Source organism: Ferruginibacter sp. (assembly GCF_028288465.1).
Classification (GTDB): domain Bacteria; phylum Bacteroidota; class Bacteroidia; order Chitinophagales; family Chitinophagaceae; genus Ferruginibacter.
In genome coordinates, this window is the sequence record NZ_JAQBNR010000010.1 from 36,756 (window position 1) to 62,890 (window position 26,135).

Sequence of the window (26,135 nt, forward strand, 5' to 3'; positions counted from 1 at the left end):
TTTTTATCACGATCTGCTAAATTAAAGCTTCCATGTTTACCAAAGTCTCCGCAATTGTTGCTTGTTTTTTGTGTTCTTGTTTATTAGCACCTTTTATTGCAGCTGCAACTCAGCCACCTGTCTATACAAAAATTGAAGATGGCATTATTGTTCAGCTAAACAATGGGCAACCCAATGCTGCCCGGCTGATTAAGCTACAGGTGGTCAGTGAAAATATTTTTCATATTACGGCAACGCCGCTGGATCAGTTTGCAGAACAACCCAGTTTAATGCTGGATGAAAAAAAACGTACCCCCGTTAAGTGGGATATCAAAGAAACTGCAGGTGAAGTAATTTTAGTTACGGCAACCACACAAGCGAAAATAATTTTATCAACCGGGCAGGTGAGTTTTCTTGACAAAACAGGCAATGTATTATTGCAGGAGGCGCCCGGCGGCGGAAAAACATTTACCGGCACCACGCTGGATGGCGAACAGTCTTACATTGTACGACAGGCTTTTGAAAGCAGCGCTGATGAAGGATTGTATGGCCTCGGCCAGCACCAGGCAGGCGTTTTTAATTATAAAGGCACGCAGGTATTATTGTCGCAGTACAATACTGAAGTGGCAGTTCCTTTTATGACTTCCAGTAAAAATTATGGCATTTTATGGCACAACAATTCCATCACCAAAAGCATTGATAGCAGGGAATACGAGCAATTGAACACGCTGAAATTATTTAGCGCCACTGGTGATGAGGGATGGTTAACAGCTACTTATATTGACAAGAAAAATCCAACGCACATCTTTGTGTCAAGGCCCGAGTCTTACATCGACTATCCTTATATTCCTTCGCTTAAAAAATTCCCCGACACTATCAATCTGGCCAACACACTCGTAACATGGCAGGGCAAAATTGAAAGCGGTTTTACCGGCCAGCATGTATTTAATTTCTATTTGTCTGGCTACACAAAAATTTTTATGGATGGGAAGTTGATTGCCAGCAGGTGGCGTCAAAGCTGGAACCCGGGCACAGAACTGGTAAAAATCAATTTGGAAAAGGGAAAAAAATACGATTTTAAAATTGAGTGGGATCCTTCCAGCAGTCAATCCTATATTTCCTGCACCTGGCTGAAACCCTTAGCAGGCAATGATAAAAATGAATTTGCTTTTGAATCAGAAGCAGGCACTGCGGTGGATTATTATTTTGTTGCCGGTGCTAATATGGATGAAGTAATAAGCGGTTACCGCAATCTTACGGGTAAAGCTACTATGCTGCCAAAATGGGCCATGGGCTTTTGGCAAAGCCGTGAACGTTATAAAACGCAGGACGAAATATTAAACATCGTAGCAGAATTTCGCAAACGAAAAATTCCGCTGGATAATATAGTAGAAGACTGGAGCTACTGGGAGCAGGACAAGTGGGGCAGCCAGGAATTTGATAAAACACGTTTCCCGGATGCAGCTGGAATGATCAAAACATTGCATGAAAAATACCATACCCAGTTTATGATTTCTGTATGGCCTAAGTTTTATGAAGGTATCGACAATTATAAAATGATGAACGACAGCGGCTGGATGTATAAACGCAATGTAGCCAACCATGAAAGAGACTGGATTGCCAAAGGTTACGTCAGCAGTTTTTACGATGCCTATAATCCCAATGCACGTAGAGCTTTCTGGAAGACGATGAATAAAACGTTGTACCCCGCCGGCGTCGATGCCTGGTGGCTGGATGCAACAGAACCGGATATCAACAGCAATGGCAGTCCGCAGCAACGCAAAGAATTAAGCACGCCCAACTACTACGGTTCTTCCACAAAAAATTATAATGCATTTGCCTTGATGAATGCAAAAGGTGTGTATGAAGGGCAGCGTGCGACTAATCCTGCGAAAAGGGTTTTTATTCTTACCCGTTCCTCGTATGCCGGTATTCAAAAATATGCAGCTGCAACATGGAGTGGTGATATAGGTTCCCGTTGGGAAGATTTTAAAAATCAAATTCCCGCTGGATTAAATTTCGGCTTATCCGGAATGCCTTACTGGACAACAGATATAGGCGGCTTCGCTACAGAGCAACGCTACGAAAATGCAAAGGGAAAAGACCTGGAAGAGTGGCGGGAACAAATGACCCGCTGGTACCAGTTTGGCGCTTTTTGCCCGCTCTTCAGGGTACACGGACAATACCCTTACCGCGAAATATTTAACACCGCACCGGAAGATCATCCTGCATATAAAAGCATGCTGTATTACGACAAACTGCGTTACCGCCTGATGCCTTACATTTATTCACTGGCCGGCCAAACCTACCACAACGATTACACCATTATGCGTGCTTTGCAAATGGATTTCGCAAATGATACCGGGGTTAAAAACATAGGCAACGAGTATATGTTTGGGCCTGCTATTTTGGTAAACCCGGTCACTGATTTTTTAGCAAGAAACAGAAGCGTTTATTTACCGGCCGGGACCGGCTGGTATAATTTATATGATGGTAAGTTTATCACAGGCGGACAAACAATTACAGCAGATGCACCTTATGAGCAGATACCCTTGTTTGTAAAAGAAGGTTCCATCATTCCTTATGGACCCGAGATGGAGTACACGGCCGAAAAACCCGCTGACCCAATCACCATATATGTGTATGGCGGTAAGGACGCGAGCTTTACCTTGTATGAAGATGAAAATACCAATTACAATTATGAAAACGGGCAATTTGCAACGATACAAATTAATTATACCGAAGCAACAAAAACAGTAACAATTGAAAACAGGAAAGGCAGTTTTAAAGGCATGTTAAATAACCGTACTTTTAAAATTATCCTGGTAACAAAAGACAATCCATTGCCACTTGATTTGCAAAATCTTGCTCCGCAAAAAACAGTAAAATACATCGGCAAAAAGATGAGCGCAAATCTCTCAAAATAACAAAATGATTATTAACAATTAGCAACCTTATATGAATATCCTTACAACCAGGTGTACATTTTTCCTGCTGGCATCCATTGCATTTTTATGGCCCGTACAAAGTGTAACTGCACAACGAACACGAACCAGCTTTAACAGCAACTGGAAATTTAAACTGGACTCTGTAAATGATTACAGCAAGCCATCGGCAAGTACAACTGGCTGGCGTACTTTAAATGTACCACACGACTGGAGTATAGAATTTGCATTTGACTCTACCAGTCCGACAGGCAATGGTGGCGGAGCTTTGCGTGGCGGCCTTGGCTGGTATGTCAAAAACTTTACGGTGCCGGTAACTTCAAAAAATAAAGTGGTGAGCATTGATTTTGATGGCGTTTATATGAACAGTGAAGTATGGATCAACGGGCATTACCTGGGTCTGCGGCCCTGTGGCTTTAGTTCTTTCCGGTATGATCTTACACCATACCTTAAATACGGAACCGAAAATAATGTGATTGCTGTTAAAGTAGATAATTCAAAGCAACCCAATTCCCGCTGGTATTCCGGCTCCGGAATTTACCGCAATGTATGGCTGGTTACGACAGATAAAATTTACATCGATCATTGGGGTACTTTCATCACAACCCCACTTGTCAATAAAACTTCCGCAACGGTGCATGTTGCCGCTAACATCCGGCATGCAGATAGTCCACAAAAAAATATCGTTGTAACCAATATCATTTACAATGCAGCGGGTAAAGAAGTGGCGAGAAAAACCAGCAGCAATATTTCATTGAAGGATACGGTTTCCGGCGTCGCACAGGATCTTACAATCACAGCTCCAACCTTATGGTCGGATACCAGGCCTTATTTATACAAAGTGGTAACACAGGTTGTGAGTGACGGAAAAATAGTTGATGCGTACACAACGCCAACGGGTATACGCAGTTTTGTATTTGATGTAAACAAAGGCTTTTTACTGAATGGTAAACCTGTTAAAATAAACGGCGTTTGTGATCACCACGATTTGGGATGTTTGGGTGCAGCCATTAATACCCGTGCTTTGGAAAGGCAACTGGAAATATTAAAAGGCATGGGCTGCAATGGCATCCGCACGTCGCATAACCCACCGGCTCCGGAGCTGCTGGACCTTTGCGATAAGATGGGTTTTATTGTAATGGACGAAGCGTTTGATATGTGGAAAAAACAAAAGAATAAATACGATTATCATCTCGTTTGGGATGAATGGCACCAAAGAGATTTGGAAGATTTGATTTTAAGAGACCGCAATCATCCTTCTGTTTTTATGTGGAGCATTGGCAATGAAATTCTTGAGCAATGGGATAGCTCAGGTATCACCATTGCCAAAGAGTTAGCGGGTATTGTAAAAGCACTGGATACGACCCGTCCCATCACGTCAGCACTCAACGATCCTCAGCCGGGTAATAAAATTTATCAGTCAGGTGCGCTGGATTTGGTTGGATTCAATTATCACCACCAGAATTTTGCAGACTTTCAAAAGAATTTCCCCGGTCAAAAATTTATTGGCACTGAAACAGTTTCTGCACTGGAAACCCGTGGCCATTATGATTTGATTCCGTCTGACAGCCTGCGCCGCTGGCCCGCACGTTGGGACAAACCGTTTAATGAAGGAAATAAAGATTTAACCGTATCTGCATACGATAATGTTTCCGCACCCTGGGGTTCAACACATGAAGAAACCTGGAAAGAAATGAAGAAATACAATTTCCTTTCAGGCCAGTACATCTGGACCGGATTTGATTATATTGGTGAACCAACACCTTATCCATGGCCTGCAAGAAGCTCTTATTTCGGCATCATCGACCTGGCGGGTTTTCCAAAGGATGTATACTACATGTACCAAAGCGAATGGACAAATAAAAATGTGTTACACCTGTTGCCGCACTGGAACTGGAAGCAGGGAGACACGGTAGATGTTTGGGCATATTATAACAATGCGGATGAAGTGGAATTGTATTTAAACGGTAAATCAGTTGGCATTAAAAAGAAAACCGGTGATGACCTGCATGTGATGTGGCGCTTACCTTTTGCACCAGGTACACTGAAAGCAATCAGTCGTAAAAATGGTACAACTGTTTTGACAAGGGAAATAACAACTGCCGGACCAGCCTATAAAATTGAGCTAACCGCTGATAGAAAAACGATCAGGGCCGGTGGTGATGATGTAAGTTTTGTTACCGTTAAAGTGCTGGACAAAAATGGCAACCTGGTACCGGATGCAGCCAACCTGGTACGGTTTGAAGTAACCGGTGGCGGAAGTATTGCAGGTGTGGACAATGGCAACGAAACCAGTATGGAAAGCTTTAAGGATAACAAGCGAAAAGCTTTTAATGGCTTGTGTTTGGCGGTGATAAAGGCAGGTAGTAAAAAAGGAAATATTATTTTAAAAGCGACAACTCCTGGCTTGCAGACAGCACAAGTAAATATTATTTCAAAATAAAGATTGTATCTTTTATAAAGCCGTCATCAAACTTTGGTGACGGTATTTTTAATTTTTAGTACTATATACAATGATAAAGAAGATCGTCTCTTTTATTTTTCTGCTTGGCTTCTTACAAAATAATTATGCGCAGCAAATTGCAAAAGACAGCATATTAATTTTTGCTTCTTTCAGGGACAATGGCCAGGACGGACTTCATTTAGCATACAGCAAAGATGGCTACAAATGGATTGCCTTAAAAGGTGATAGTTCTTTTCTAACGCCGTCGGTAAGCAATGATAAACTGATGAGAGATCCCTGTATCATTAAAGGTGCTGATGGTTTGTTTCACATGGTGTGGACAGTTAGCTGGAAAGACCATGGTATTGGTTATGCCGGCTCAAAAGATATGGTGCATTGGTCTGCACAGGAATTTATACCCGTGATGGAACAGGAGGCAACAGCGCTTAATTGCTGGGCGCCCGAAATTATTTATGATGCGCAAAACAAATTGTACATGATCTATTGGTCAACCACCATCCCCGGCCGGTTTGCAGCCGGAGATACCAGTGGTGATGAAAAATACAATCACCGGTTGTATTATGTAACTACCAGCGATTTTAAAAAATACAGCCCGGCCAAATTATTATATGATAAGGGCTTCAACGTTATCGATGCTACCATTCAAAAAGTGGGTAAAAAATATTGCATGTTCTTAAAGGATGAAACATTAAAACCAGTGCCGCAAAAAAATATCCGAATAGCATGGAGCGATCACCTTAACTATGGCTTTGGAAAGCCATCTGCACCTATTACCGGCAAGTACTGGGCTGAAGGACCTACCGCTATACAACTGGATAAAAAATGGATGGTTTATTTTGATAAATACACAGAAGGAAAATATGGTGGGGTAGAATCAACCGACCTGGTGAATTGGAAAGATGTTTCTGATGCTATCCAGTTTCCTGCCGGCACAAGGCACGGGACGGTTATCCGGATTGCGGTACCTGAGTTTGAAAGTTTCTTTAAATAACCGGATAACTTTACAACAGAAAATCAACATGAAATGATGCCATCTTGCCAGCCAACAATATGTAAGCAAAGTTTTGTTGCACTTATAATTTCAACCATATTTTTTGTGCATGCAACGGCCCAGCAAACAGCCATTCAATACTTATCCGGCACAGATAAAGATCATACCGTGCAATGGGATTTCTTTTGCACGAAAGGGATGAACAGCGGCAAATGGACAGGCATTGCCGTGCCTTCCAACTGGGAGCAGCAAAGCTTTGGCGGTTATAGCTATGGCCATGATAAAGTAAAAACGGATGAACAGGGTTTGTATAAACATCTTTTTAAAGCGGCTTCAGAATGGAAGAATAAAAAAGTGTTTATTGTTTTTGAAGGTAGTATGACGGACACCCAAGTAAAGATAAATGGACGGTTGGCAGGCGCCCTGCACCAGGGTGGCTTTTATCGTTTCAAATATGATATCAGTGCCTTACTCAAATACGGCGTTGATAATTTGCTTGAAGTAAAAGTTAGTAAACAATCCGCCAATGCATCCATCAACAGGGCTGAACGCAATGGTGATTTTTGGGTGCTGGGCGGTATTTACCGGCCAGTCTATTTGGAAATTCTACCATCCGTATTTATTGACAGAGTGGCCATTGACGCAAAGGCCAATGGAGCTTTCAGCATGGATGTGTTTGGAATGAATATTAAAGCCGGCAACACTATTGAAGCGCAGGTACAGAACCTACGCGGCGAAAATGTAGAAGCACCATTTTCTGTTAACGTAACGGCAGTCAATGAAAAGATTGTTTTAAAAAAGCAATTTACCAATCCTGATTTATGGAACCCCGAGTTTCCACATTTGTACCAGGTAAAAGTTACCATCAAAAATAGGGATCAATCACTGCATAGCATTACACAAAAATTTGGTTTCAGAACAGCGGAGTTACGGTCGCAGGATGGTTTTTATGTAAACGGACAAAAAGTAATTTTCAAAGGTGTGTGCCGCCACAGCTCATGGCCTTTAACCGGTCGTACATTGAGTAAAGAAATAAGCCTGCTGGATATTGGCCTGATGAAAGAGATGAACATGAACGCAGTGCGCATGTCACACTATCCACCCGATCAGCATTTTTTAGATGCCTGCGATTCACTGGGTTTGTTTGTGCTGGATGAGTTAACGGGCTGGCAGGCTGCGTATGATACTGTAACCGGAAGAAGGCTGGTGAAGGAACTGGTGACAAGAGATGTCAATCATCCCGGTATTGTAATGTGGGACAATGGCAATGAAGGCGGTTGGAACCGGGCACTGGACAATGACTATCAATTGTACGATCCGCAGAACAGGTTGGTGATTCATCCATGGGAGAAATTTAATGGCACCGATACCAAACACTACCCTGATTATAATTACCTCGTCAATTCATCATTGTATGGCAAGGAAATATTTTTTCCGACAGAGTTTATGCATGGTCTGTATGATGGCGGGCATGGTGCCGGACTGGATGATTTCTGGAACCTGATCCTGCAGCACCCGTATGGTGCAGGTGGTTTTTTATGGAGCTTTCATGATGAAGGTATAGTACGCATGGATAAGGACAGCGTGATGGATACAGATGGCAATCATGCACCCGATGGCATCGTGGGTCCATACCGGGAAAAGGAAGCCAGCTTTTATACTATTAAAGAAATATGGAGCCCGGTGTATATCAAACAAGCTGCAATAACATCGTCTTTTGATGGCAAGCTTGAAATTGCCAACCGCTATTTATATACCAACCTCAATCAATGTTCATTCGCCTGGAAACTGGCGAAGCTGCCAGCTCCCGGTGATATGACCGCATCTAACACCATCGTTGCAACAGGCAAAGCAACTATATCGCTTGCACCTGGCGGGACAGGCCCGTTGCAGTTAAATTTACCTGCATCATGGAACAGCAACGATGTGTTGTACCTCACCGCACATGATCCTTACAATAAAGAAATTTTTACCTGGAGCTGGTCATTACAAGCTGCAGCAGCCGTGGCAAAGAAGATGATACCATCTGCTGCTTCATCTAACATTGAAACAAAAACAATGGATGATAATTTCGTTGTGCAACTGGATGGCATTAATTATTATTTTGATAATGCCACAGGCCAGTTGTCAAAAGTCATCAATAAAAAGGCATCCATTTCTTTGTCGGACGGTCCCATCGTTACCGGGGTAAAACATAATTTAAAGGAGTTGAAACATTACACAAATGGGACCCAATATATTGTTGAACCTGTGTATGAAGGTCCTTCTTCCTTTACCGTAAAATGGATATTTACACCAGGCCAGCCAGTAAAACTTGAGTATGCCTATTCTGTAAAAGGAGAGGTGTCTTGTATGGGCATCAGCTTTAATTACCCGGAAGAAAAGATTACCGGTGTAAAGTGGCTGGGCCGTGGGCCTTACCGTGTTTGGAAGAACCGTTTAAAAGGCCAGCAGTTTGGCGTTTGGCAGAAGCAATACAACAATACCATCACCGGCGAAAGCTGGAACTATCCTGAGTTTAAGGGCTATCATGCAAACCTCTATTGGGTGGAAGTTATAAGCAAAGAATCTACTTTCAGGATATACAACGAAGAAGAAAATGTTTTCCTGCAGATGTTGAAACCATCGAAACCTGCGGGTGCCAATAATGAAAATACCAGTCCCGCGTTTGCTGAAGGTAATATCGGTTTTATGAATGCCATCCCGGCCATCGGAACCAAGTTTCAGGCTGCTGAAAGAATGGGGCCGCAAAGCCAGTTGAATATGCAGTTAAACTATGCTCCGGTTAAAGGTAATTTGTGGTTTGATTTCAGGTAATTGAGTCTATCCGCGTCAATACATTCAGCATTAATTATCTGCCAAAAAAATCCTTGCTTCGTATAATATCCTGGATACAAAGCCTCGTTAATTGCTGAGAGAAGGGTTATATGTATTGTAACAGCCCTGTTTTGTCTATTCTGTTTTCGGTGGACTCATTTCGTTTTTATGAGGAGTCAGGTTTTAATTATAGCGGGCAAACTGGATATCAAAATTATAACGCAATTGACGGTACCCATACCTTAAAAAGGCGATAAGCGAATTTTTACTTGTAGTCAGGTTTTTTCTCGTCATGGTGCTTGGTTCTGCGGCCGAATTTTCCTGCACAAACAACGCTTTAAAATCATCGTAGAACAAGCCTTTTCCTTTATGCTGTATAAAGGAAACACACATGCGGTATTCGGTACGGTCGCCTTTCATTCCTTCGGCATACCGCCCGAATTTTTGCAAAAAGTTGCTTCGCCTTAAATGCGGATGATCGCTGTAATAATAAATTTTTCCATAGTTGGCGTACCAGGGTTTAATCAGCATTTCTGAAAAGCCATTTTTAAATGGCTTCAGATAGGGATAGGCTTTGTAAGCGTAAAACCGCACTACATCCAGCTTTTCCTGTTCATTCATAATAGTCAGCGCATCCCGGAAACGGGCCGGAAAAAGTCTGGTTGGTATAAAGTCTTCCTGCACATAAAGCGTATAAGGTGTTACCACCGCCTCCTGGCCTTTGTTAAGGTTGTTTCCCAAACCTTTATTTTGGGGAGTAGTAATTAAGCGGAACGTAAATTCGGATTGTATCTTTCGCAGGTAAGCCTGGTGCTCCGGTTTGCTGCCGTCATCCGAAACTACAATGTCCTCAAATGCGCACCCCAGGCTTTGAAAGCTTCTAAGCAAATGCTCCAAAGAACTGCTTCTGTTGTAATGCGTAATCAAGAGCGTTACACCTTCAAAATTTTCTTTCATTGATATTATTTAGTTGTATGCTGTACAGCCCTAACGTAAACAGCATGTCTTTATTTCTTACTTGCTTTTTTTTAGACAAATATCTAATGGGAGTTAGTTTTTAATGGGCAGGATTGACTTTGGTGTGGCATTGTGCACAAAGTTGGTGTAGCAGGTCCGCAACACTTGCTTCAAATTCAAGCCGGTCATTTATCCCGTGACAGGGCTTGTTAAAGTAAACAGCATGTCAACTGCCCCGTGCGTTTTTTTTAGTATAACAACCCGGTAATGGATGAATTATTCATTTGCTGTAGCGATATTTTTATCGCAATCGTAGATGAATATCTACAAATAAGTTCATCCAACTTAAGTTATAATATCAGTGAAAGATATCCGTTGTAAAACTTGTTATCCCGATAAAAAAGCACCCTGCAAAGAATGAATTAATACATGTTGTATGATTTTATTCTGAACAGTAAAATACATATATCCATGAATCAATCAACACCGCAACTATCAATGCTGGCCATTGATGACGAAGTCTCCATTCAGCTAATTCTGCAGCATTATTTCAAAGATGTTTTTTCCGTGGTTACCAAGGGCAATGGCAAAGAGGCATTGGCATGGATGCAGGAAGGAAATATTCCTGACATCATCGTCGCAGACCTTAATATGCCGGAAATGGATGGCTACACTTTTATTTACCAGGTACGGTCCAGTGGTTACTTAAAAAATATTCCAATGGTAATGCTTTCCGGCAGTGATAGTACCGACAATAAAATCCGCTGCCTGGAATCGGGTGCCGATGATTTTATGGTGAAGCCTTTTAATCCCCGTGAACTGTCTGCACGAATGAACGGCATCCTTCGCCGCAACGGAAAAAAGAATTCATAAAAAATAGTACCTATGATAAACACAGACCAGAGAGTAGCCGTAATTACCAGCCAGGCTGCTATAGCAGACCATATCAGGGTAGCATTGAAAGATTTATTTGATGTAGATACTTTTAAAAATGGCCTGGCGCTACACCATGCCATGGAAAAAACAACGCCTTATAAAGCCATTATTACGGATGATGAATTACTGGGTGCCAACGGTATCCCATTGCGTAAAACGCTCAGCAGTTTTGGATATGGAAAAATACCGTTTATGGTAGTGATGAACCAGATTGACAATGAACAGCGCAACATGGCAATGAGTGCAAGTATTGCTGAAATATTTTCGAAACCAATTGACCAAAATGCACTGCGTACAAGAATTCCTTACCTGGTGGAAAATTACAATAGTAAGACAGGGGCGGCAGCAACGGCACTACAGTATAAACTCCCTTTAATCAAACGCATTTTCGATATTACATTTTCCGGGTTGGCCTTACTGATGTTAAGTCCGCTCTTTTTGATCATCGCCATTTTGGTACGGGCAGAAAGTAAGGGACCGGTTTTTTATTACTCGTTACGCGTGGGTTCCGGGTATAAAGTGTTTAAGTTTTATAAATTTCGTTCCATGTTTACCGGTGCCGATGCAAAGCTGAAAGATTTGTCGCACCTGAATCAATACAATCTTGCTAAAACTTCGCCGGTGGCGGAAGAGCCCGCAGTAAAAGAGTTGTGTGAGTTTTGCGAACAGGCAGGAACGGGTTGCATTAACCCGCTGTACGCAGATAATAAAGTTGTTTGCGAGACTTTATATAACCAGCAGAAAGAAAGCAATGTTGATTCTGCCTTTATTAAAATTAAAAATGATCCCCGTATTACACGCATTGGCAATTTTATCCGCAATACCAGTATTGATGAACTGCCCCAGTTGTGGAACGTTTTTATTGGCGATATGTCGATTGTTGGCAACAGGCCCCTGCCATTGTACGAAGCTGAAAAAATTACTACGGATAAATATGCATTGCGCTTTATGGCTCCCGCCGGTATCACCGGATTGTGGCAGGTAGAAAAAAGAGGCAGGGGAGAAATGTCGGAAGGAGAAAGATTAAACCTTGATAATAATTATGCTAAAACCCACAGTTTCGCAAATGATATCCGGCTGATCATGCGTACCATTCCGGCCTTGTTTCAGTCTGAAAATGTTTAAAAAAAAATACATGTACCGGCTAAGAATTTTTGCCTTTACCTTTTTCCTCTGCGTTTCATTTCTAAATCGGTTATCTGCGCAGCAGGCTTCACCTGGCTTGGATTCTTTAGTAATAAAGGTGTTGGCAAATGATGCTTTACTGCCAATGCTGATTGATTCTGCTATTAAATATTCGCCTGAGGCACGTAAATCACGCAGTATGGAAACACGGGCAGACCTGAATTTGAAAATGAACAAAAAAGCCATTTTTGATATCGTGTCGCTGCACAGCTCTTATGGGTATGGTACCAACTATTCCGCTGTAAACAATCAATCTGCTGTTGTAGGAAATAACCTTACAACATCCCAGTCGGCGTTTTATAATTTGGGTGTGGGTGTTCAGCTTCCGCTCTCCATGCTGGTAAACAGAAAGAATGTAACGCGTATACAAAAGACAATGCTGGACGTTGCTGTGGCGGAAAAAGACAACTCCGAATTGCAGATTAAACAGGATGTAATAACGCTTTACCAGGAATTTAAATTAGAACAAAAGTTGCTGGTTATAAGCAGTAAAAATAAACAGTCGGCCGAAGTAAATAATACCATTGCGCAAAAAGACTTTTTAAATGCCCAGATATCCATTGACCAGGTGTCTGCAGTGGCGGAGAAATATAATAAGTCGGTGGTTGATTTTGAGACAAACATTATCAAGTTTCAAACCAGCCTGATGCAGCTGCAGGCATACACCCATACGGATTTATCATTGTTAATAAGAAAGCTTTAATGAGTTTTGTTTATTTCATAAAACTATTATTAAGAAACCTGCTCTGGCTGATAGCGATACCTGTTGCAATGGCAGGTGCCATTTTTCATTTTACAAAAAACGAAGTAAAAGTATATTCTTCTGAATCCGTTATCTACACGGGTATTGCCTCCGGCTATAGTTTAAGTGGTAATAATAAGGCTGATTTCTTTGCCACCAGCAATGCATTTGATAACCTGCTTTCGCTTATCAACTCCCGTGATACCAAGCAGGAAGTGGCTATCCGTTTATTAGCCAGTCATATCCTCAACGAAAAGTTTAACCCTGAAGTGATGTCGGCCGGATCTTTCAAAGATTTAAAAAAACTCGTGCCCGATAGTATCAGGAAAATTGTAGTGAAGCCAGGTGTAGAAGAAACTGCTGCTGCATTGCATCAGTATATGGGCGGAAAGGAGGGGAACTTAATTTTTACTATCATTAATTCTGACAATCCATTTTACTCCATTAATACACTTGATAATATCAAGGCAAATCGCATCAGTTCGAGTGACCTTATAAAAATTTCTTACCAATGCAATGATGCAGCCATATGCAAGCAAACACTCGAGTTGCTGGAAGAGTCTTTTATGAAGAAGCACCGGATGCTGAAAGAAGGTCAATCAGAATCGGTAGTAGAATACTTTGAAAAAGAAACCCGTGGTGCCTATGCCCGTTTGAACGAGGCTGAAATGAGCTTCATGCAGTTCAATAAGTCGAACGATATCATTAACTATTATGAGCAAACGAAAGCGGTAGCGGTGGAAAAGGAAAACCTGGATGCCCAAAATCATAACCTGGAGATGGATAAAATGGCCAGCATGAAATCGCTGGAAACAGTTAATGAAAATATTAAGGGACGCCTTTACCAGAACGAATATGGTGCCGCTATTTTAAAAGATAAAGAACAATTGTCGGATGTTAACAGCAGGATTGCCTTGGGTGATATTATGGGTAAAACAGAGCCTGGCCATCAGCAAACGATGGACAGCCTGCACAATATTGCCGCTGTACTCGAAAAAAAACTGGCCGGTTCCGTAAATAATCTTTACCTGCAAACCCTTACGCCTAATGGCATACCAACAAAAAATGTACTGGACGAATGGCTGAAAACTTCGCTTGCATTTGAGCAAAGCAAAGCCCGGCTGGCCGCAATGGGTAAACGAAGAGTTGAGTTTGTGGATCAGTACCGGAAGTATGCGCCGCTGGGAGCCACGCTTAAAAAAATTGAACGCCAGATAAACGTATCAGAACAGGAGTACCTGGAATTACTGAAAGGTTTAAACACAGCCAAACTTACCCAGCAAAACAATGAATTAACTACCAAATTAAATGTGGTTGATCCACCTTTTTTACCGCTTAAAGCCAATCCATCCAAGCGTATCATGCTGGTGGTGGTGGGTTTTTTGGTTGGATTTATATTGGTGCTGATCGGCACACTTGCCCGTGCCCTGATCAATAAAACGTTGCAGAAGCCTGATAAGGCCTGCCAGTCAACCGGCATGTCATTACTGGGCATTTATCCGCTTTTGAACGCCAATAGCGAGTTTATAGAAAAGGCAAATGTGAGGCTGATGCAGCAGTTGTTATCACGCATCAATATGTCGGCAAAGCCGGTTACGGTTGGTCTTTTCAGCATACAGGGCAGCGAGGGTAAAACCACCATTATGGATTTGTGGCAGCAACAGCTAACTGCCCTTGACTATAAGGTCATTTCCCTGCAATGGAAAGACGGTATAGTGCCGTATACTACAGGAAGTGATATTGTTTTAATGGAATTTCCGCCACTGGATACTTTGGTTATTAAGCCCGGCATGCTACCCAAAACTGATCACAGCTTCCTGGTGTGCAGGGCCAACCGTATATGGGGTACAATTGATAAACAACTATTGGAAATTTTTAGCAAAACATCCGGTAACCAGCCGTCCTTATTGCTCAATGGTATCACCACTGATTTTGCGGAAGAATATATCGGCGAAGTTCCACGCAAGAGATCCGGTATCCGGAGCTTTATAAAAAAACTGGTAAAGTTTGAATTTGGTAACAGAAAAAAAATAAATAACAAAAAGAAACGCGATGGCAAAAACTAATAACCAGGTGGCCATTCATTCAATGGCTTTGGCAAGCCAGCTATTGCCCGCTGTTATCGGCATCTTATCTTTTATGGCGCTGGTAAGGGTTACGCAGCCGGATGTACTGGGCCAGTACCTTATTTACACTGCAGCGGTAATGCTGTTCGAGATGATTAAAGCCGGTGGATTACAGTCTGCGATGGTAATGCGGGTATCTACCAATGATAAAGAACAACAACAAAAAATTATTGGCAGCGCCTACTGGCTGGGTGGTATTGCCTCCCTTATTATCTCTTTTGTATTACTGGTGCTGTTCTTTTCCGGTTTGTTTGAAAAGCAACCAGGCATACAGGTTTTTTGCGGCTGGTATGCCTGCCTGGGTATCATTAATTTACCACTCAATATTGCAGAGGCTTCGGCTGTAGCCAGGCAGGATATCAGGTTTTTATTGTACCTGCGGCTGGCGCAAACGCTGGGTGGCTGGGCTATTGTGGTGTATGCATGTTTTTTTACTGCCAGTCTGGAGAGCTTTGCAACGGTTAATTTAATGTTTACTGCGCTGGTTATGATAGTGATTTTATTACTCCGCAAAACCAACCCGTTGCTGATTAAATATAAAGTAATGGAAGAGGTGAAAACGCTGGTGAATCTGATCAGGTATACCATGGCCGCCCAGGCTACTACCAACCTTTTAAAAACTGCTGATACTTTTATTATTGGCAGTATGATGGGGCCGGCAGCAGTAGCCATTTATGCCATACCGTTGAGGCTTGCCGAACTTTTTGAAATTCCGTTGAGAAGTTTAAGTACAACCGCTTTTCCGCAGCTGGCTAAAAAACACAATCATTCAGACCATACCGGCTTCAGGCAAACTTTTGTACAATACCTGTCATGGGGCTACATGTTATATATACCGGCATTATTGGGTGCTTTTATTTTTGCTCCCTATATTATTTTACTTTTTGGTGGTCACAAGTATGCGGATGCTACTTCCATTTTCAGGATATTTATTTTGTTGGGCTTGTGCCTGCCTGCAAACCGTATCATTGGCATCAGCCTGGATGCGCTGCAAAAGCCTGGTAAAAATTTAATTAAAATTGTTGCCATGGCTGTCATAAATATCGTAGGCGATGTGGTGGCAATTAAATTTTCAAACAGTTTAAACTGGGTAGCATTTGTATCGGTATTAAACGCGGCAAGCGGCGCCATACTGGGTTGGTGGATTTTAAAAGGCACCGGCCTGCTGGAAAAGGGAAATATTTTCAGCGAAATATACAACTACAGTAATTCATTTGTAAAACTGCGGTTACACCGTGTAAAATAACTGCCGCAGCAACCATGGAACAAAACTTGTTTTATAATCCTTCGGAGCAATACACCAGGCATTTGTGGCTGGTGCCGGGTATTTTAATGGCGGTTTTTTTCGGTTGGCTGATGGCGGGCAAGGGTATTGCCATTGGAGTTGTTTTAGTTGTGCTGCCCTTTATTGTAGCGTTTCTTATTCTTGTTTTTTTATATCCCCGTATTGGCCTTCTTTCATTTGTGATTTACAGTTTTTTGATGCCTGTGATTGGACGCCACCTGGCGGGTGTACAGGTGGGTCTGGGTACCGACGCTTTGCTGATACTTACCTGGTTGGGCGTAATTTTTTACAGAACAAGAAAGTACCGGTTTAGCCAGTTAAGAAATGATTTGTGCTGGCTTGCATTGGTGTGGTTTATTTTAACTGTGCTGGAAATGGGCAATCCTGCCCGGCCCAATGTGGTTGGCTGGTTGCAGGAGATGCGCACCATTGCTTTATACTGGATATTGTGCGTACCATTAACTTTTTTAATTCTCAATAAAAAAACAGATGTACTGCTCTTTTTAAATATCATCATCATCCTGTCATTTGTGGGCGCCTTGTATGGCATGAAACAGATTTATATCGGCCTGGATGAGGCGGAAAAAGTTTGGCTGGAAGCGCACCGGAGTACGCATTGGTTGTTCGGTAAACTAAGGGTGTTTAGTTATTACCTGGAAGCCGGTCAGTTTGGCGCTTCCCAGGCCTGTGTTGCAATTACGTGTTTTGTACTTGCATCCGGACCGCATTCCAAAGCAAAAAGAATTTGGTACCTCGTTGCAGGGTTATGTATTTTTTATGGCATGCTGCTTTCTGGTACAAGGGGTGCGCTCGGGGGCATTGTTGGCGGCGGCTTTGTTTTTTTAGTACTAAGTAAACAGGTGAAAATAATTCTCCTGGGTGGCATCATAGGGTTGGGGTTTATCGGCATGCTCAAATTTACTTCTATCGGTAGTGGTAATGACCAGATGAAGCGTTTGCGTTCGGGCACAGATCCAAACGATCCCTCTTTTCAACTGCGGCTCATCAACCAGCGAACACTGAGCAATATGTTAGCCAGCAAACCCTTTGGAACGGGCGTCGGAACAATCGGAATGTGGGGCGTTTCTTACAATAAACACATACCCACTGCTAAAATTCCACCCGATAGCCTGTATGTGAAAATATGGGCCATGTATGGCATCATCGGTTTTATTCTGTGGTTTGGTATCATGCTGTACATACTTGGAAAATGTGCCGGTATTATCTGGAACACCCGGGATCCGGTATTGCGCAACCAGCTGTGCGCATTGTGTGCAGGCTACGCCGGCATATTACTTTGCAGCTATGGTAATGAGGTAATGAACGCATTGCCTTCTCTTTCAATTGTACACATGAGCTGGGCGCTGATATGGATGAGCCCGCGCTGGGATACACCTGTACCTAAAACCGTTGCCGCATGAAAACACCACTCGTTTCTATCATTACCATCAACTACAATACGCCGGCTGTAACCGGTGCGTTACTGCAATCACTATCGTTGATCACTTATCCCAACTGGGAAGTAATTGTGGTAGACAATGCATCACCTCAATACAGTTCTGCAGAATTGAAAAAAGATTTTCCTTTTATCAAACATATTTCTTCTCCTGTAAATACCGGTTTTGCCGGTGGCAATAATATAGGGCTTCACTTTGCCAAAGGAGAATACGCTTTTCTTTTAAACAATGATACAGAAGTAACGCCTGACCTGTTGACCATACTGGTGGCGCATTTGCAGCAACATCCGGAATGTGGCATTGCATGCCCAAAAATAAAATATTTTTCTCTGCCGGATACCATTCAGTATGCTGGTGCGGTTGGCCTGCACCCTTTAACCAGCAGAAGTTACGACATCGGTGCTCTGCAAAAAGACAACGGCCAGTTTAACGATATACGCAAAACGGACTTACCTATGGGGGCAGCCATGATGATACCTGTGAGCCTGGTAAAGAAAGTGGGAGTGATGAGCGAAATGTTTTTCTTATACTATGAAGAGCTTGACTGGTCGGCCCGTTTTAAAAAAGCCGGTTACGAAGTGCACTACGTAGGAACGACCCAGGTATTTCACAAGGAATCGGTATCAACAGGAAAAAATTCTGCCTTCAAAACCTTTTATTTATTCCGCAACAGGTTGCTGTACATCCGCAGAAATTATAGGGGATGGCGATGGCTGATAGCAACTTCTTTTTTTGTCCTGATTTCAACTCCGGTTCATTTTTTAAAACATGCCGTTAAAAGCGAATGGGGACACAGCAAGTCAATCATCAGGGCGTTGCGCTGGAATATAAAACATGACCCGTTTACTGAACCGGCTATTCATTCTTCATCTGTAGCAACCCAACTATCAACTGATTAAACCAACACCTATGATACATCCAATGGCAATGATCATTCAATATTGTATACTCACTTATCTAACCATCCAGGTTGGTTACCTATTGTTTTTTTCCCTAGCGGGGAAGCTGGTAAAATCAACACCCTTTGCCGCTGCAAAAAAACTGAGAACTATCCGCATTTTTATACCGGGTTATAAAGAAGATGCCGTAATAATATCTACTGCAAAGAATGCCATCAGCCAAAATTATCCTGCTGATTTGTATGAAGTGGTCATCATTGCAGATTCATTCAGCCAGGCTACATTGAATACCCTGCGCAGTTTGCCCATAAAAGTGGTGGAGGTTAGTTTTGAAAACAGCACCAAAGGGAAAGCCTTGCAAAAAGCCATCGAAGCAACCGAAGCAACACCGGTAGATATTCTGGTGATTTTAGATGCTGATAACCATATGGCACCTGGATTTTTACATGCCATCAATAATGCATTTGACCAGGGCTATGAAGTGGTGCAGGGACACCGGACAGCGAAAAACTTTCAAACCTCTTTTGCTTTTTTGGATGCCTGTATCGAGGAGATCAATAATCATTATTTTCGGCGTGGTCATGCCGCAGTTGGATTGCCTGCTGCATTAATAGGCAGTGGTATGGCCTTCGACTGGAAACTGTTTGTTGCTATGTTGCATGACATTGGTGAAACCGCCGGCGAAGACAAGGAATTTGAATTTCGCCTGTTAAGGCAAAGAAAAAAAATGGCTTTTCTTGACGGTGCTTTTGTGTATGATGAAAAAGTATCGTCTTCAGAAGTGTTCACCAAACAACGCAGTCGATGGCTGGCCATCCAGGTGGAGTATTTTAAAAAATATTTTGTAGAAGGATGGGTGCAATTGTTCAAAGGCAACATCGCTTTTTTTAATAAAGTTTTCCAAACCTATTTGTTTCCAAGAGTATTACTGATTGCCACTTTGTTTTTATGGCTATTGTTTGTGCTGATATTTTCTCCGCAGTTTATTGTTTTTACTGTTGGCTTAATAGTAGCTCTTGCGGTAAGCCTTTTATTAGGTATTCCGGCAAGGTGGTATAACAAACAATTTTTAACTGCCTTACTGCAAATACCGGGGGCCTTGTTTTCAATGATTACAGCCATGATGCATATGGGCAAAGCCCGCAAAACATTTATTCACACACCTCATGGTGAAACCATTTAAACAATCAAACAATGCCCTGGAGTATTATTGCTTTACCGGTTATTATCGCCCTCATCTGGGGTTTTAAATCTGGCATACAAATGCAGGCCAGTAACCGTTTTAAAAGACCTTTTAAAATGTAGAACCGCAGGATCCCAATATTTAACCCTGGAAAAAACAACCCATGCTAACGCAAAATAATTTTCAAAAATTACCCATCTTTATCATATCCATGTCGCGTTGGGATGGAGATGTGTCTTCTGCTTCACTGGCATTGGCCAAAGTGCTGAGCCGCACCAACCCGGTGTACTATATTGATTATCCTTATTCATGGGCAGATGTTTGGCGTGGCAGAAACAATCCCGCAGTAAAGAGAAGGATGCCCGCTTTATTGTATGGCAAAAATTATTTGATAAATGTTACCGGGCAACCAGCGAGTTTACAGGGGGCAACTCCCAAACCCGGGCTTCCTATTTTTTCTTTACCTCCGGGAAGATTATATAACATTGGTTCCCATTATAACAATCACAGAATTGCAAACCTTATAAAGAAAATAATCAGGGAAAAAAAGATCCGGAATTATATTCTTATCAATTCCTTTAACCCAAGTTATTTGTCTGTTCTGCAAAAGTACCTGAATCCTGCGCTCAGCGTATATCACAGCCGCGATGCCATTGAAGAAATTAAATCCAGCTGGTTGCCAAAGGAAAATGAATGTGTGCAACATTATGATATGGCAATGGCTACCTCCAAACAGTTGTGCCGTAATATTTCGGCCAGGAATAATAAGCTGGTAAACTATTTCCCCAACGGCGGCGACATACAATTGTTCAGAACAGCATTTGAAAAATCGTTGCCAAGACCGGCAGAACTCGCCCATATTGCAACGCCCATTATCGGCTATACCGGTGCTGTATGCCAGCGGGTGGATTATGAACTGCTTGAAAAAATCGCTCACGAAAATCCCGATAAAACGATTGTACTGGTAGGCCCCCGGCAGGATAAACAATATACTTCCATCAACCTGGATGCCATACCGAATATTGTTTTTACAGGACCCAAAAAGATAGACCAATTACCGGCCTACCTGCATTGTTTTGATTGTGCGATCATTCCATTTGTAAAAAATAATTTTACGGGAGGAATTTACCCACTTAAAATAAATGAATACCTGGGAGCCGGAAGGGCAGTAGTTACAACTCATTTCAGTGAGGATATCGCTTCGTTTAAAGACGATGTGTATATGGCGGAAAATCATGAAGAGTTTTTGAAAATGATCAACAAGGCAATCTGGGATAACTGCCTTGAGAAAAGGCAACACCGACTGCAGGTAGCGGAAGGCAATTCCTGGGAACATCGTGCAGCGCTGTTCTGGCAGCTGGCCTGGACCGCCTACGAAAAAAAACACCGGCAAAAAATAAAATCATAATATAGTAACAAAGCTTATAAAAAAAGCATCAATAACATTTTTACTAAGCAGGTGTAGTAAATCAATTATTTTATCATCTGTTAACGGACGAATACATGTTTAACAGGTTAAACTTAAAATAAGCACCAGCATTAACCGTTGATAATTTTATAATTTTTTGTTGCAGGCGATCACCATTTATCCTATAAAAAAAAGAATGTCACAAACCAAAGAAATTCATAAGCAGCTCCCCAACCTTGATTCTGTAAGGGCCATAGCTGCGTTGATAGTTGTGTTCTCCCACATCGAATTGCAAAAGCAGGAATTGGGCCTGGCGAACATCCGGCCCGTAGTTAGATATTTTGGTTCCATTGGCGTAACCATATTTTTTGTGTTGAGCGGCTTTTTAATTACCTACCTGTTGTTTAAAGAACACACATCAAAAACAAAAATAAATATCACCAGTTTTTATTTTCGCCGCATATTGCGCATATGGCCTTTGTATTTTATGGTATTGTTGTTTGGCGTGTTTGTATATCCGGGTAATGTAGATAACGCGGGTATTGTATTCAGTGTTTTCTTTTTGCCCAATATCGCCTTCATGTTGGGCAAACTGCCGGGGTTGATTGATCCTATCTGGTCGTTGGGTGTTGAAGAACAGTTTTACCTTTTTCATCCGCATATTTTCAGTATGAAAAATCTTAAGAGAATCTTTAATACACTGATTGGCATTTTTATATTTTTTTACATACTTAAATTTTGCGCTGCCAAATTGCATTGGGAAACCGTTTCAACTATCATGTACAAGGCAAGGTTCGATTGCATGATGCTGGGCGGTGTTTTCAGCATGTGGATAGTAAATTATCATAAGGAGAATAAATACTTCAATACCTTATTCTCTCCTTCAATGCTTTTTACAAAAACTTTTCAGCGCATACTGTATACTTTTTATGTTGCTTACCTGGTGATGGCAACGGTAAATACGAACCTGTACAGCGACCAGTTTTTATCCATTCTTACAGCAGGTGTTATTGGTAACCTGGCGTTAAATCCTGATTGTATAATCAGTTTGCAAAGCCGCTTTTTATCCTTTGTAGGTAAAATATCTTTCGGTCTTTACCTGTTGCATAAGTTTCCGGTGGAACTGATGATACGTACTGCCAAAGCCTGGCATATTGAAAACCTGGTGGCGCAAAACCTGTTTATTTACAGCAGTTCCGTTACACTGGCACTGGGCATTGCATGGTTCTCTTTTAATTACTACGAAGCTTATTTTTTACGGCTGAAGGACCGGAAATTTTCAACACCTGCTACCGGCCTGATGAAAATGAAAGCAGTGCAGCAAGCCGGATAAGCTGGTGGTGATGCAGTTGCAACAAATTAATTTATACAACAAACAAAATTAAAATTTATCAGCACCGGCTATGAAAGCAAATAATACAATTTCCATTGTTGTGGCAAGTGACAATTTTTTTGCGGTCATGATTGCGGCCCTGCTAAAGTCTATTGATATTAACCACGATTCCGGTGAGCACATCGATTTTTATATTATTGATGATGGCATTTCTGCCAAAGCAAAACAACAACTGGAGTTGATCGCTGATCCGTCAAGGATAACAATACGCTGGTTTAAAAGCAAGGAGATTGTTCCCAAAGACATTCATATACCCATGGATAAATCGTCATTTCCCATAACGGTTTTTCTAAGAATTTTTATTCCGTATATGATTGAACAGGCTATTGAAAAAGTGATTTACCTGGATGTGGATACCATCGTGCTGGATGATATTGCTGCTTTATGGAATGTTGATTTGGGTGATTGCACCATCGGTGCCGTGCAGGATTATTCCAAAACAGTCGACTGCAAATGGGCGGGTATACCCAATTATCAACAGTTGGGTTTAGCTGGCGATACAAAATATTTTAACTCAGGCGTGCTGCTTATCAATCCTAAAAAATGGCGGGAGCAGGCCATCACCACCCAGGTGATTGATGTACTGGGTAAATACCGGCAACATGTTGTAATGCCTGACCAGTATGGATTAAACGTGGTATTTGCCAACAAATGGAAAGAGCTGGATCCTAAATGGAACTGGTTCGCTAACCTGGAGAATACTAATCCATCGCTGATACATTTTGTAGAGATCAAGCCCATTTTTACAACCTATAAATTTAGCGAAGAATACAGGCGGCTTTTTTATATGTACCTCGGCATGACGCCCTGGAAGCACTTTAAGCCACTGAGTGGTAACCGGCGGTTGTTAAAAAAAGCAATCACAAAAATTAAAAAAGCACTGTCAAAAATTGGATGCTTTTATTTCTGATTTAAATGAAAACTTATGTCAATTCCTGCATGGATCAATAACGATGTCAATCTTTCCTATTCAAAATATGAGGAAATACCAACGGAGGTTTTTAACACGATCAATCAACGGTTGGATATTATTCAGCGACCAAATCCGGAGGTTACCATATTGATTGCGGCCTACAATGAGGAAACGAATATCCTGCGTTGTATCGCCTCCCTGTCACTGATGAAAACTGCCTTTTCTTTAGAGATAGTAGTAGTGAATAATAATTCGAAAGACAATACGCAAAAAACACTGGACCGGTTACATGTAAAGCGCTTTTTCCAGGGCATACAGGGCTGCGGACCAGCCAGGCAAATGGGCCAGGAAAATGCCACCGGAAAATACATCGTGCTGGCAGATGCAGATTGCCTGTACCCGGCCACCTACGTGGATGAGATGATGAAGGTATTGCAAAAGCCAGGAATCGCCTGTGTTTACGGTCGCTATTCGTTTATTCCGGAACCAGGTTATCCACGCTGGCAGCTGGCGCTGCTGGAAAATATGAAGGATCTGATAGCCGGCTTCAGGCATTTAAAGCGGCCATACCTTAATTGTTATGGCATCAGCATGGGCTATGTAAAGGAATTTGGCTTAAGGGCAGGATATGTTACTGCCAACGTACGCGGCGAGGATGGCCGGCTGGCATTTGATATGATGCAGTATGGCAAAATTGCAGCGGTAAAATCCGGTAAAGCCCGTCCATGGACAGGCCCGCGTACACTTGACAGGGATGGAAGTTTTTTAAAAGCCATCAGCAATCGTGTTGTAAGAGAAATAAAACGTTCCTATAAAATGTTGTCCAGGGAAAAAGCCCATGATACAAAAATTTCTTTGAACGATCATTGAACAGATAATTTGCGCCAGCCTGCCTGGTGAAGTAAAGGCTCTGGATATACTAAAGTAAATGTAACATTACCGGCATATTAATACAGAAAATATAACAAATAAGCGGGTTAGCGGTTAGCTGAAACAACGATTGGTTGCGCACTGTCGTCCATCGGTTGTATGGGCGACTTTGTATATAAACGATAATTTTTTTTCACCCCCGGGTGTGCTATGTGCAATTTATTGGCAGTTATAACGTTATTTTTTATTATGGAAAATTTGTAATAATTACCCAGGTAAAAATGACCGCTGACAAATTACATGCTGGCCACCCTACAAAACTTTATGTATGAAATGGATTGAAATAAGTTTTTGGATATGTATGGGTATTGTTTTTTACGCTTTTTTAGGATACGGGATAGTATTGTATGCAATGGTGTTGATTAAGCGTATTGTAAGTAAAGACAAGCTGGAAGCAAAACCGTTTGAGCCGGCTGTTACTTTGGTAATACCCTGTTTTAACGAGGCGGATATATTGAGGGCTAAGGTAGCCAATAGTAAAAAGCTGGATTACCCGGCTGATAAACTGAAGATTGTTTTTATAACCGACGGTTCTACGGATGGCAGTGATTGCTATTTAAATGCATGGCCGGATATTGTTGTATTGCATGAAAACAGGCGCGGTGGAAAGACAGCTGCTGAAAACAGGGCAATGAAATATGTGGATACGCCATTTGTAATTTTTTCTGATGCCAACACCATGCTAAACAGTGCAGCGGTAAAAAATATCGTGAAGCATTTTGAAGATGATATGGTGGGTTGTGTATCGGGCGAAAAAAGAATAATCAACGATGCTGCTGACAGTGCAAGTGCTGCGGGCGAAGGCATTTACTGGAAATACGAATCCCTTTTAAAGAAACTGGATTCCGAGCTTAACAGTGCATGTGGTGCGGCGGGCGAACTGGTAGCTTTCAGGTCTTCCTTGTACCGCGATTTGCCTGAAGATACATTATTGGATGACTTTATGCAATCCATGCAAATGGCTGCATCAGGCTATAGAATTATATACGAAAAAGAAGCGTATGCAGTAGAAACGGCATCAGAAAATGTGGCTGAAGAATTAAAACGAAAAATACGAATTTGCGCTGGTGGCTGGCAATCCATTCAACGGTTATCCGGTAATCTTACAATGCAAAAAACACCCCTGTTATATTTTCAGTACGTATCACACAGGGTGCTTCGCTGGACCATTACGCCGTTCCTTTTAATAGCCATCTTTATATTGAACATGTACATTATAAAATCAGGCAGCCAGTTTTACATGACCATAATGGTTGCCCAGGTGCTGTTTTATAGTGCGGCTATTATCGGGTACATTTTAGAAAACAGGCGGGTAACATTTAAGCCGGTATTTGTACCGTATTATTTCTGTATAATGAATTATGCAGTACTGGCCGGGTTGCGCAGGTATTTATCAGGGCAGCAAAAGGCTACCTGGGATAAAGCACAGCGAAAAGCGGTAACACTGAATTAAGAAAAGAAACATCTTTAATAATACCCGGTAAAGCCTTTACAGCCTTTGCCCGTAGTCTAGTCATCCAATATT

The 26,135-nt window shown here is 41.9% G+C and carries 18 protein-coding genes; 17 read left to right on the forward strand and 1 reads right to left on the reverse strand.

From position 1 onward, the window contains the following. Positions 1–32 precede the first annotated feature (32 nt). The 4 genes from JWR61_RS03695 (at position 33) to JWR61_RS03710 (ending at position 9,196) form a co-directional block, all read left to right on the forward strand. Positions 33–2,906 (forward strand): TIM-barrel domain-containing protein, encoded by a 2,874-nt coding sequence (locus tag JWR61_RS03695; RefSeq protein WP_301926509.1) that lies wholly within the window; start codon positions 33–35, stop codon positions 2,904–2,906. 31 nt (positions 2,907–2,937) lie between these two features. Continuing rightward, positions 2,938–5,367: a beta-galactosidase GalB gene (gene galB / locus JWR61_RS03700; RefSeq protein WP_301926510.1), complete on the forward strand. Its 2,430-nt coding sequence runs from the start codon at positions 2,938–2,940 to the stop codon at positions 5,365–5,367. A gap of 70 nt (positions 5,368–5,437) precedes the next feature. After that, positions 5,438–6,379, forward strand: a complete 942-nt coding sequence (locus JWR61_RS03705) for a glycoside hydrolase family 43 protein (RefSeq protein ID WP_301926511.1) — start codon at positions 5,438–5,440, stop codon at positions 6,377–6,379. A gap of 105 nt (positions 6,380–6,484) precedes the next feature. Further along, entirely contained in the window at positions 6,485–9,196 is a 2,712-nt protein-coding gene (locus tag JWR61_RS03710) for a glycoside hydrolase family 2 TIM barrel-domain containing protein (RefSeq protein WP_301926512.1), read from the forward strand. Positions 9,197–9,379: 183 nt separating this feature from the next. Here JWR61_RS03710 and JWR61_RS03715 read toward each other — a convergent pair whose 3' ends face one another. Continuing rightward, a complete protein-coding gene (locus JWR61_RS03715) occupies positions 9,380–10,153 on the reverse strand; it encodes a glycosyltransferase (RefSeq protein WP_301926513.1) in 774 nt (257 codons plus the stop codon). A 471-nt stretch (positions 10,154–10,624) separates the two neighbouring features. Here JWR61_RS03715 and JWR61_RS03720 point away from each other — a divergent pair, with 471 nt between their 5' ends. The 13 genes from JWR61_RS03720 to JWR61_RS03780 all read left to right on the forward strand — a co-directional run bounded on the left by JWR61_RS03720 (position 10,625) and on the right by JWR61_RS03780 (position 26,063). Next, positions 10,625–11,026 (forward strand): response regulator transcription factor, encoded by a 402-nt coding sequence (locus JWR61_RS03720; protein ID WP_301926514.1) that lies wholly within the window; start codon positions 10,625–10,627, stop codon positions 11,024–11,026. A 12-nt stretch (positions 11,027–11,038) separates the two neighbouring features. Beyond that, positions 11,039–12,214 carry a sugar transferase gene (locus JWR61_RS03725; RefSeq protein WP_301926515.1) on the forward strand — a complete coding sequence of 392 codons (1,176 nt, stop codon included), beginning with the start codon at positions 11,039–11,041 and terminating at the stop codon, positions 12,212–12,214. Between the two features lie 145 nt (positions 12,215–12,359). Then, positions 12,360–12,977: a TolC family protein gene (locus tag JWR61_RS03730; RefSeq protein WP_301926529.1), complete on the forward strand. Its 618-nt coding sequence runs from the start codon at positions 12,360–12,362 to the stop codon at positions 12,975–12,977. Further along, positions 12,977–15,082: a hypothetical protein gene (locus tag JWR61_RS03735; RefSeq protein WP_301926516.1), complete on the forward strand. Its 2,106-nt coding sequence runs from the start codon at positions 12,977–12,979 to the stop codon at positions 15,080–15,082. The genes JWR61_RS03730 and JWR61_RS03735 overlap by 1 nt, the downstream gene beginning before the upstream one ends. Beyond that, a complete protein-coding gene (locus JWR61_RS03740; RefSeq protein WP_301926517.1) occupies positions 15,069–16,388 on the forward strand; it encodes an oligosaccharide flippase family protein in 1,320 nt (439 codons plus the stop codon). Before JWR61_RS03735 ends, JWR61_RS03740 begins: the two co-directional genes overlap by 14 nt. A gap of 14 nt (positions 16,389–16,402) precedes the next feature. Continuing rightward, entirely contained in the window at positions 16,403–17,848 is a 1,446-nt protein-coding gene (locus JWR61_RS03745; RefSeq protein WP_301926518.1) for an O-antigen ligase family protein, read from the forward strand. Then, positions 17,845–18,783, forward strand: a complete 939-nt coding sequence (locus tag JWR61_RS03750) for a glycosyltransferase family 2 protein (RefSeq protein ID WP_301926519.1) — start codon at positions 17,845–17,847, stop codon at positions 18,781–18,783. Before JWR61_RS03745 ends, JWR61_RS03750 begins: the two co-directional genes overlap by 4 nt. Before the next feature lie 10 nt (positions 18,784–18,793). Further along, the gene (locus JWR61_RS03755) at positions 18,794–19,966 is read left to right on the forward strand and encodes a glycosyltransferase family 2 protein (protein ID WP_301926520.1); all 1,173 of its coding nucleotides are present in this window, start codon (positions 18,794–18,796) and stop codon (positions 19,964–19,966) included. A 163-nt stretch (positions 19,967–20,129) separates the two neighbouring features. Beyond that, positions 20,130–21,374 (forward strand): glycosyltransferase, encoded by a 1,245-nt coding sequence (locus JWR61_RS03760; protein ID WP_301926521.1) that lies wholly within the window; start codon positions 20,130–20,132, stop codon positions 21,372–21,374. A gap of 196 nt (positions 21,375–21,570) precedes the next feature. Then, on the forward strand, positions 21,571–22,707 hold the full coding sequence (locus JWR61_RS03765) for an acyltransferase (RefSeq protein ID WP_301926522.1): 1,137 nt from the start codon (positions 21,571–21,573) through the stop codon (positions 22,705–22,707). A 70-nt stretch (positions 22,708–22,777) separates the two neighbouring features. Beyond that, the gene (locus tag JWR61_RS03770) at positions 22,778–23,677 is read left to right on the forward strand and encodes a glycosyltransferase family 8 protein (RefSeq protein ID WP_301926523.1); all 900 of its coding nucleotides are present in this window, start codon (positions 22,778–22,780) and stop codon (positions 23,675–23,677) included. A gap of 15 nt (positions 23,678–23,692) precedes the next feature. Beyond that, positions 23,693–24,550, forward strand: coding sequence for a glycosyltransferase family 2 protein (locus JWR61_RS03775; protein WP_301926524.1), 858 nt, complete (start codon positions 23,693–23,695; stop codon positions 24,548–24,550). A gap of 328 nt (positions 24,551–24,878) precedes the next feature. Continuing rightward, positions 24,879–26,063 carry a glycosyltransferase family 2 protein gene (locus JWR61_RS03780; RefSeq protein WP_301926525.1) on the forward strand — a complete coding sequence of 395 codons (1,185 nt, stop codon included), beginning with the start codon at positions 24,879–24,881 and terminating at the stop codon, positions 26,061–26,063. Positions 26,064–26,135: the final 72 nt, after the last annotated feature.

Excerpts from the sequence above, each read along its gene's own strand:
- JWR61_RS03705 (WP_301926511.1), top strand. The coding sequence starts at position 5,438 with ATGATAAAGAAGATCGTCTCTTTTATTTTTCTGCTTGGCTTCTTACAA.
- JWR61_RS03745 (WP_301926518.1), top strand. The coding sequence starts at position 16,403 with ATGGAACAAAACTTGTTTTATAATCCTTCGGAGCAATACACCAGGCAT.
- JWR61_RS03730 (WP_301926529.1), top strand. The coding sequence starts at position 12,360 with ATGCTGATTGATTCTGCTATTAAATATTCGCCTGAGGCACGTAAATCA.
- JWR61_RS03750 (WP_301926519.1), top strand. The coding sequence starts at position 17,845 with ATGAAAACACCACTCGTTTCTATCATTACCATCAACTACAATACGCCG.
- JWR61_RS03765 (WP_301926522.1), top strand. The coding sequence starts at position 21,571 with ATGTCACAAACCAAAGAAATTCATAAGCAGCTCCCCAACCTTGATTCT.
- JWR61_RS03695 (WP_301926509.1), top strand. The coding sequence starts at position 33 with ATGTTTACCAAAGTCTCCGCAATTGTTGCTTGTTTTTTGTGTTCTTGT.
- JWR61_RS03740 (WP_301926517.1), top strand. The coding sequence starts at position 15,069 with ATGGCAAAAACTAATAACCAGGTGGCCATTCATTCAATGGCTTTGGCA.
- JWR61_RS03715 (WP_301926513.1), bottom strand. The coding sequence starts at position 10,153 with ATGAAAGAAAATTTTGAAGGTGTAACGCTCTTGATTACGCATTACAAC.
- JWR61_RS03770 (WP_301926523.1), top strand. The coding sequence starts at position 22,778 with ATGAAAGCAAATAATACAATTTCCATTGTTGTGGCAAGTGACAATTTT.
- JWR61_RS03735 (WP_301926516.1), top strand. The coding sequence starts at position 12,977 with ATGAGTTTTGTTTATTTCATAAAACTATTATTAAGAAACCTGCTCTGG.
- JWR61_RS03760 (WP_301926521.1), top strand. The coding sequence starts at position 20,130 with ATGCTAACGCAAAATAATTTTCAAAAATTACCCATCTTTATCATATCC.
- JWR61_RS03720 (WP_301926514.1), top strand. The coding sequence starts at position 10,625 with ATGAATCAATCAACACCGCAACTATCAATGCTGGCCATTGATGACGAA.
- galB (WP_301926510.1), top strand. The coding sequence starts at position 2,938 with ATGAATATCCTTACAACCAGGTGTACATTTTTCCTGCTGGCATCCATT.
- JWR61_RS03780 (WP_301926525.1), top strand. The coding sequence starts at position 24,879 with ATGAAATGGATTGAAATAAGTTTTTGGATATGTATGGGTATTGTTTTT.
- JWR61_RS03775 (WP_301926524.1), top strand. The coding sequence starts at position 23,693 with ATGTCAATTCCTGCATGGATCAATAACGATGTCAATCTTTCCTATTCA.
- JWR61_RS03755 (WP_301926520.1), top strand. The coding sequence starts at position 18,794 with ATGATACATCCAATGGCAATGATCATTCAATATTGTATACTCACTTAT.
- JWR61_RS03725 (WP_301926515.1), top strand. The coding sequence starts at position 11,039 with ATGATAAACACAGACCAGAGAGTAGCCGTAATTACCAGCCAGGCTGCT.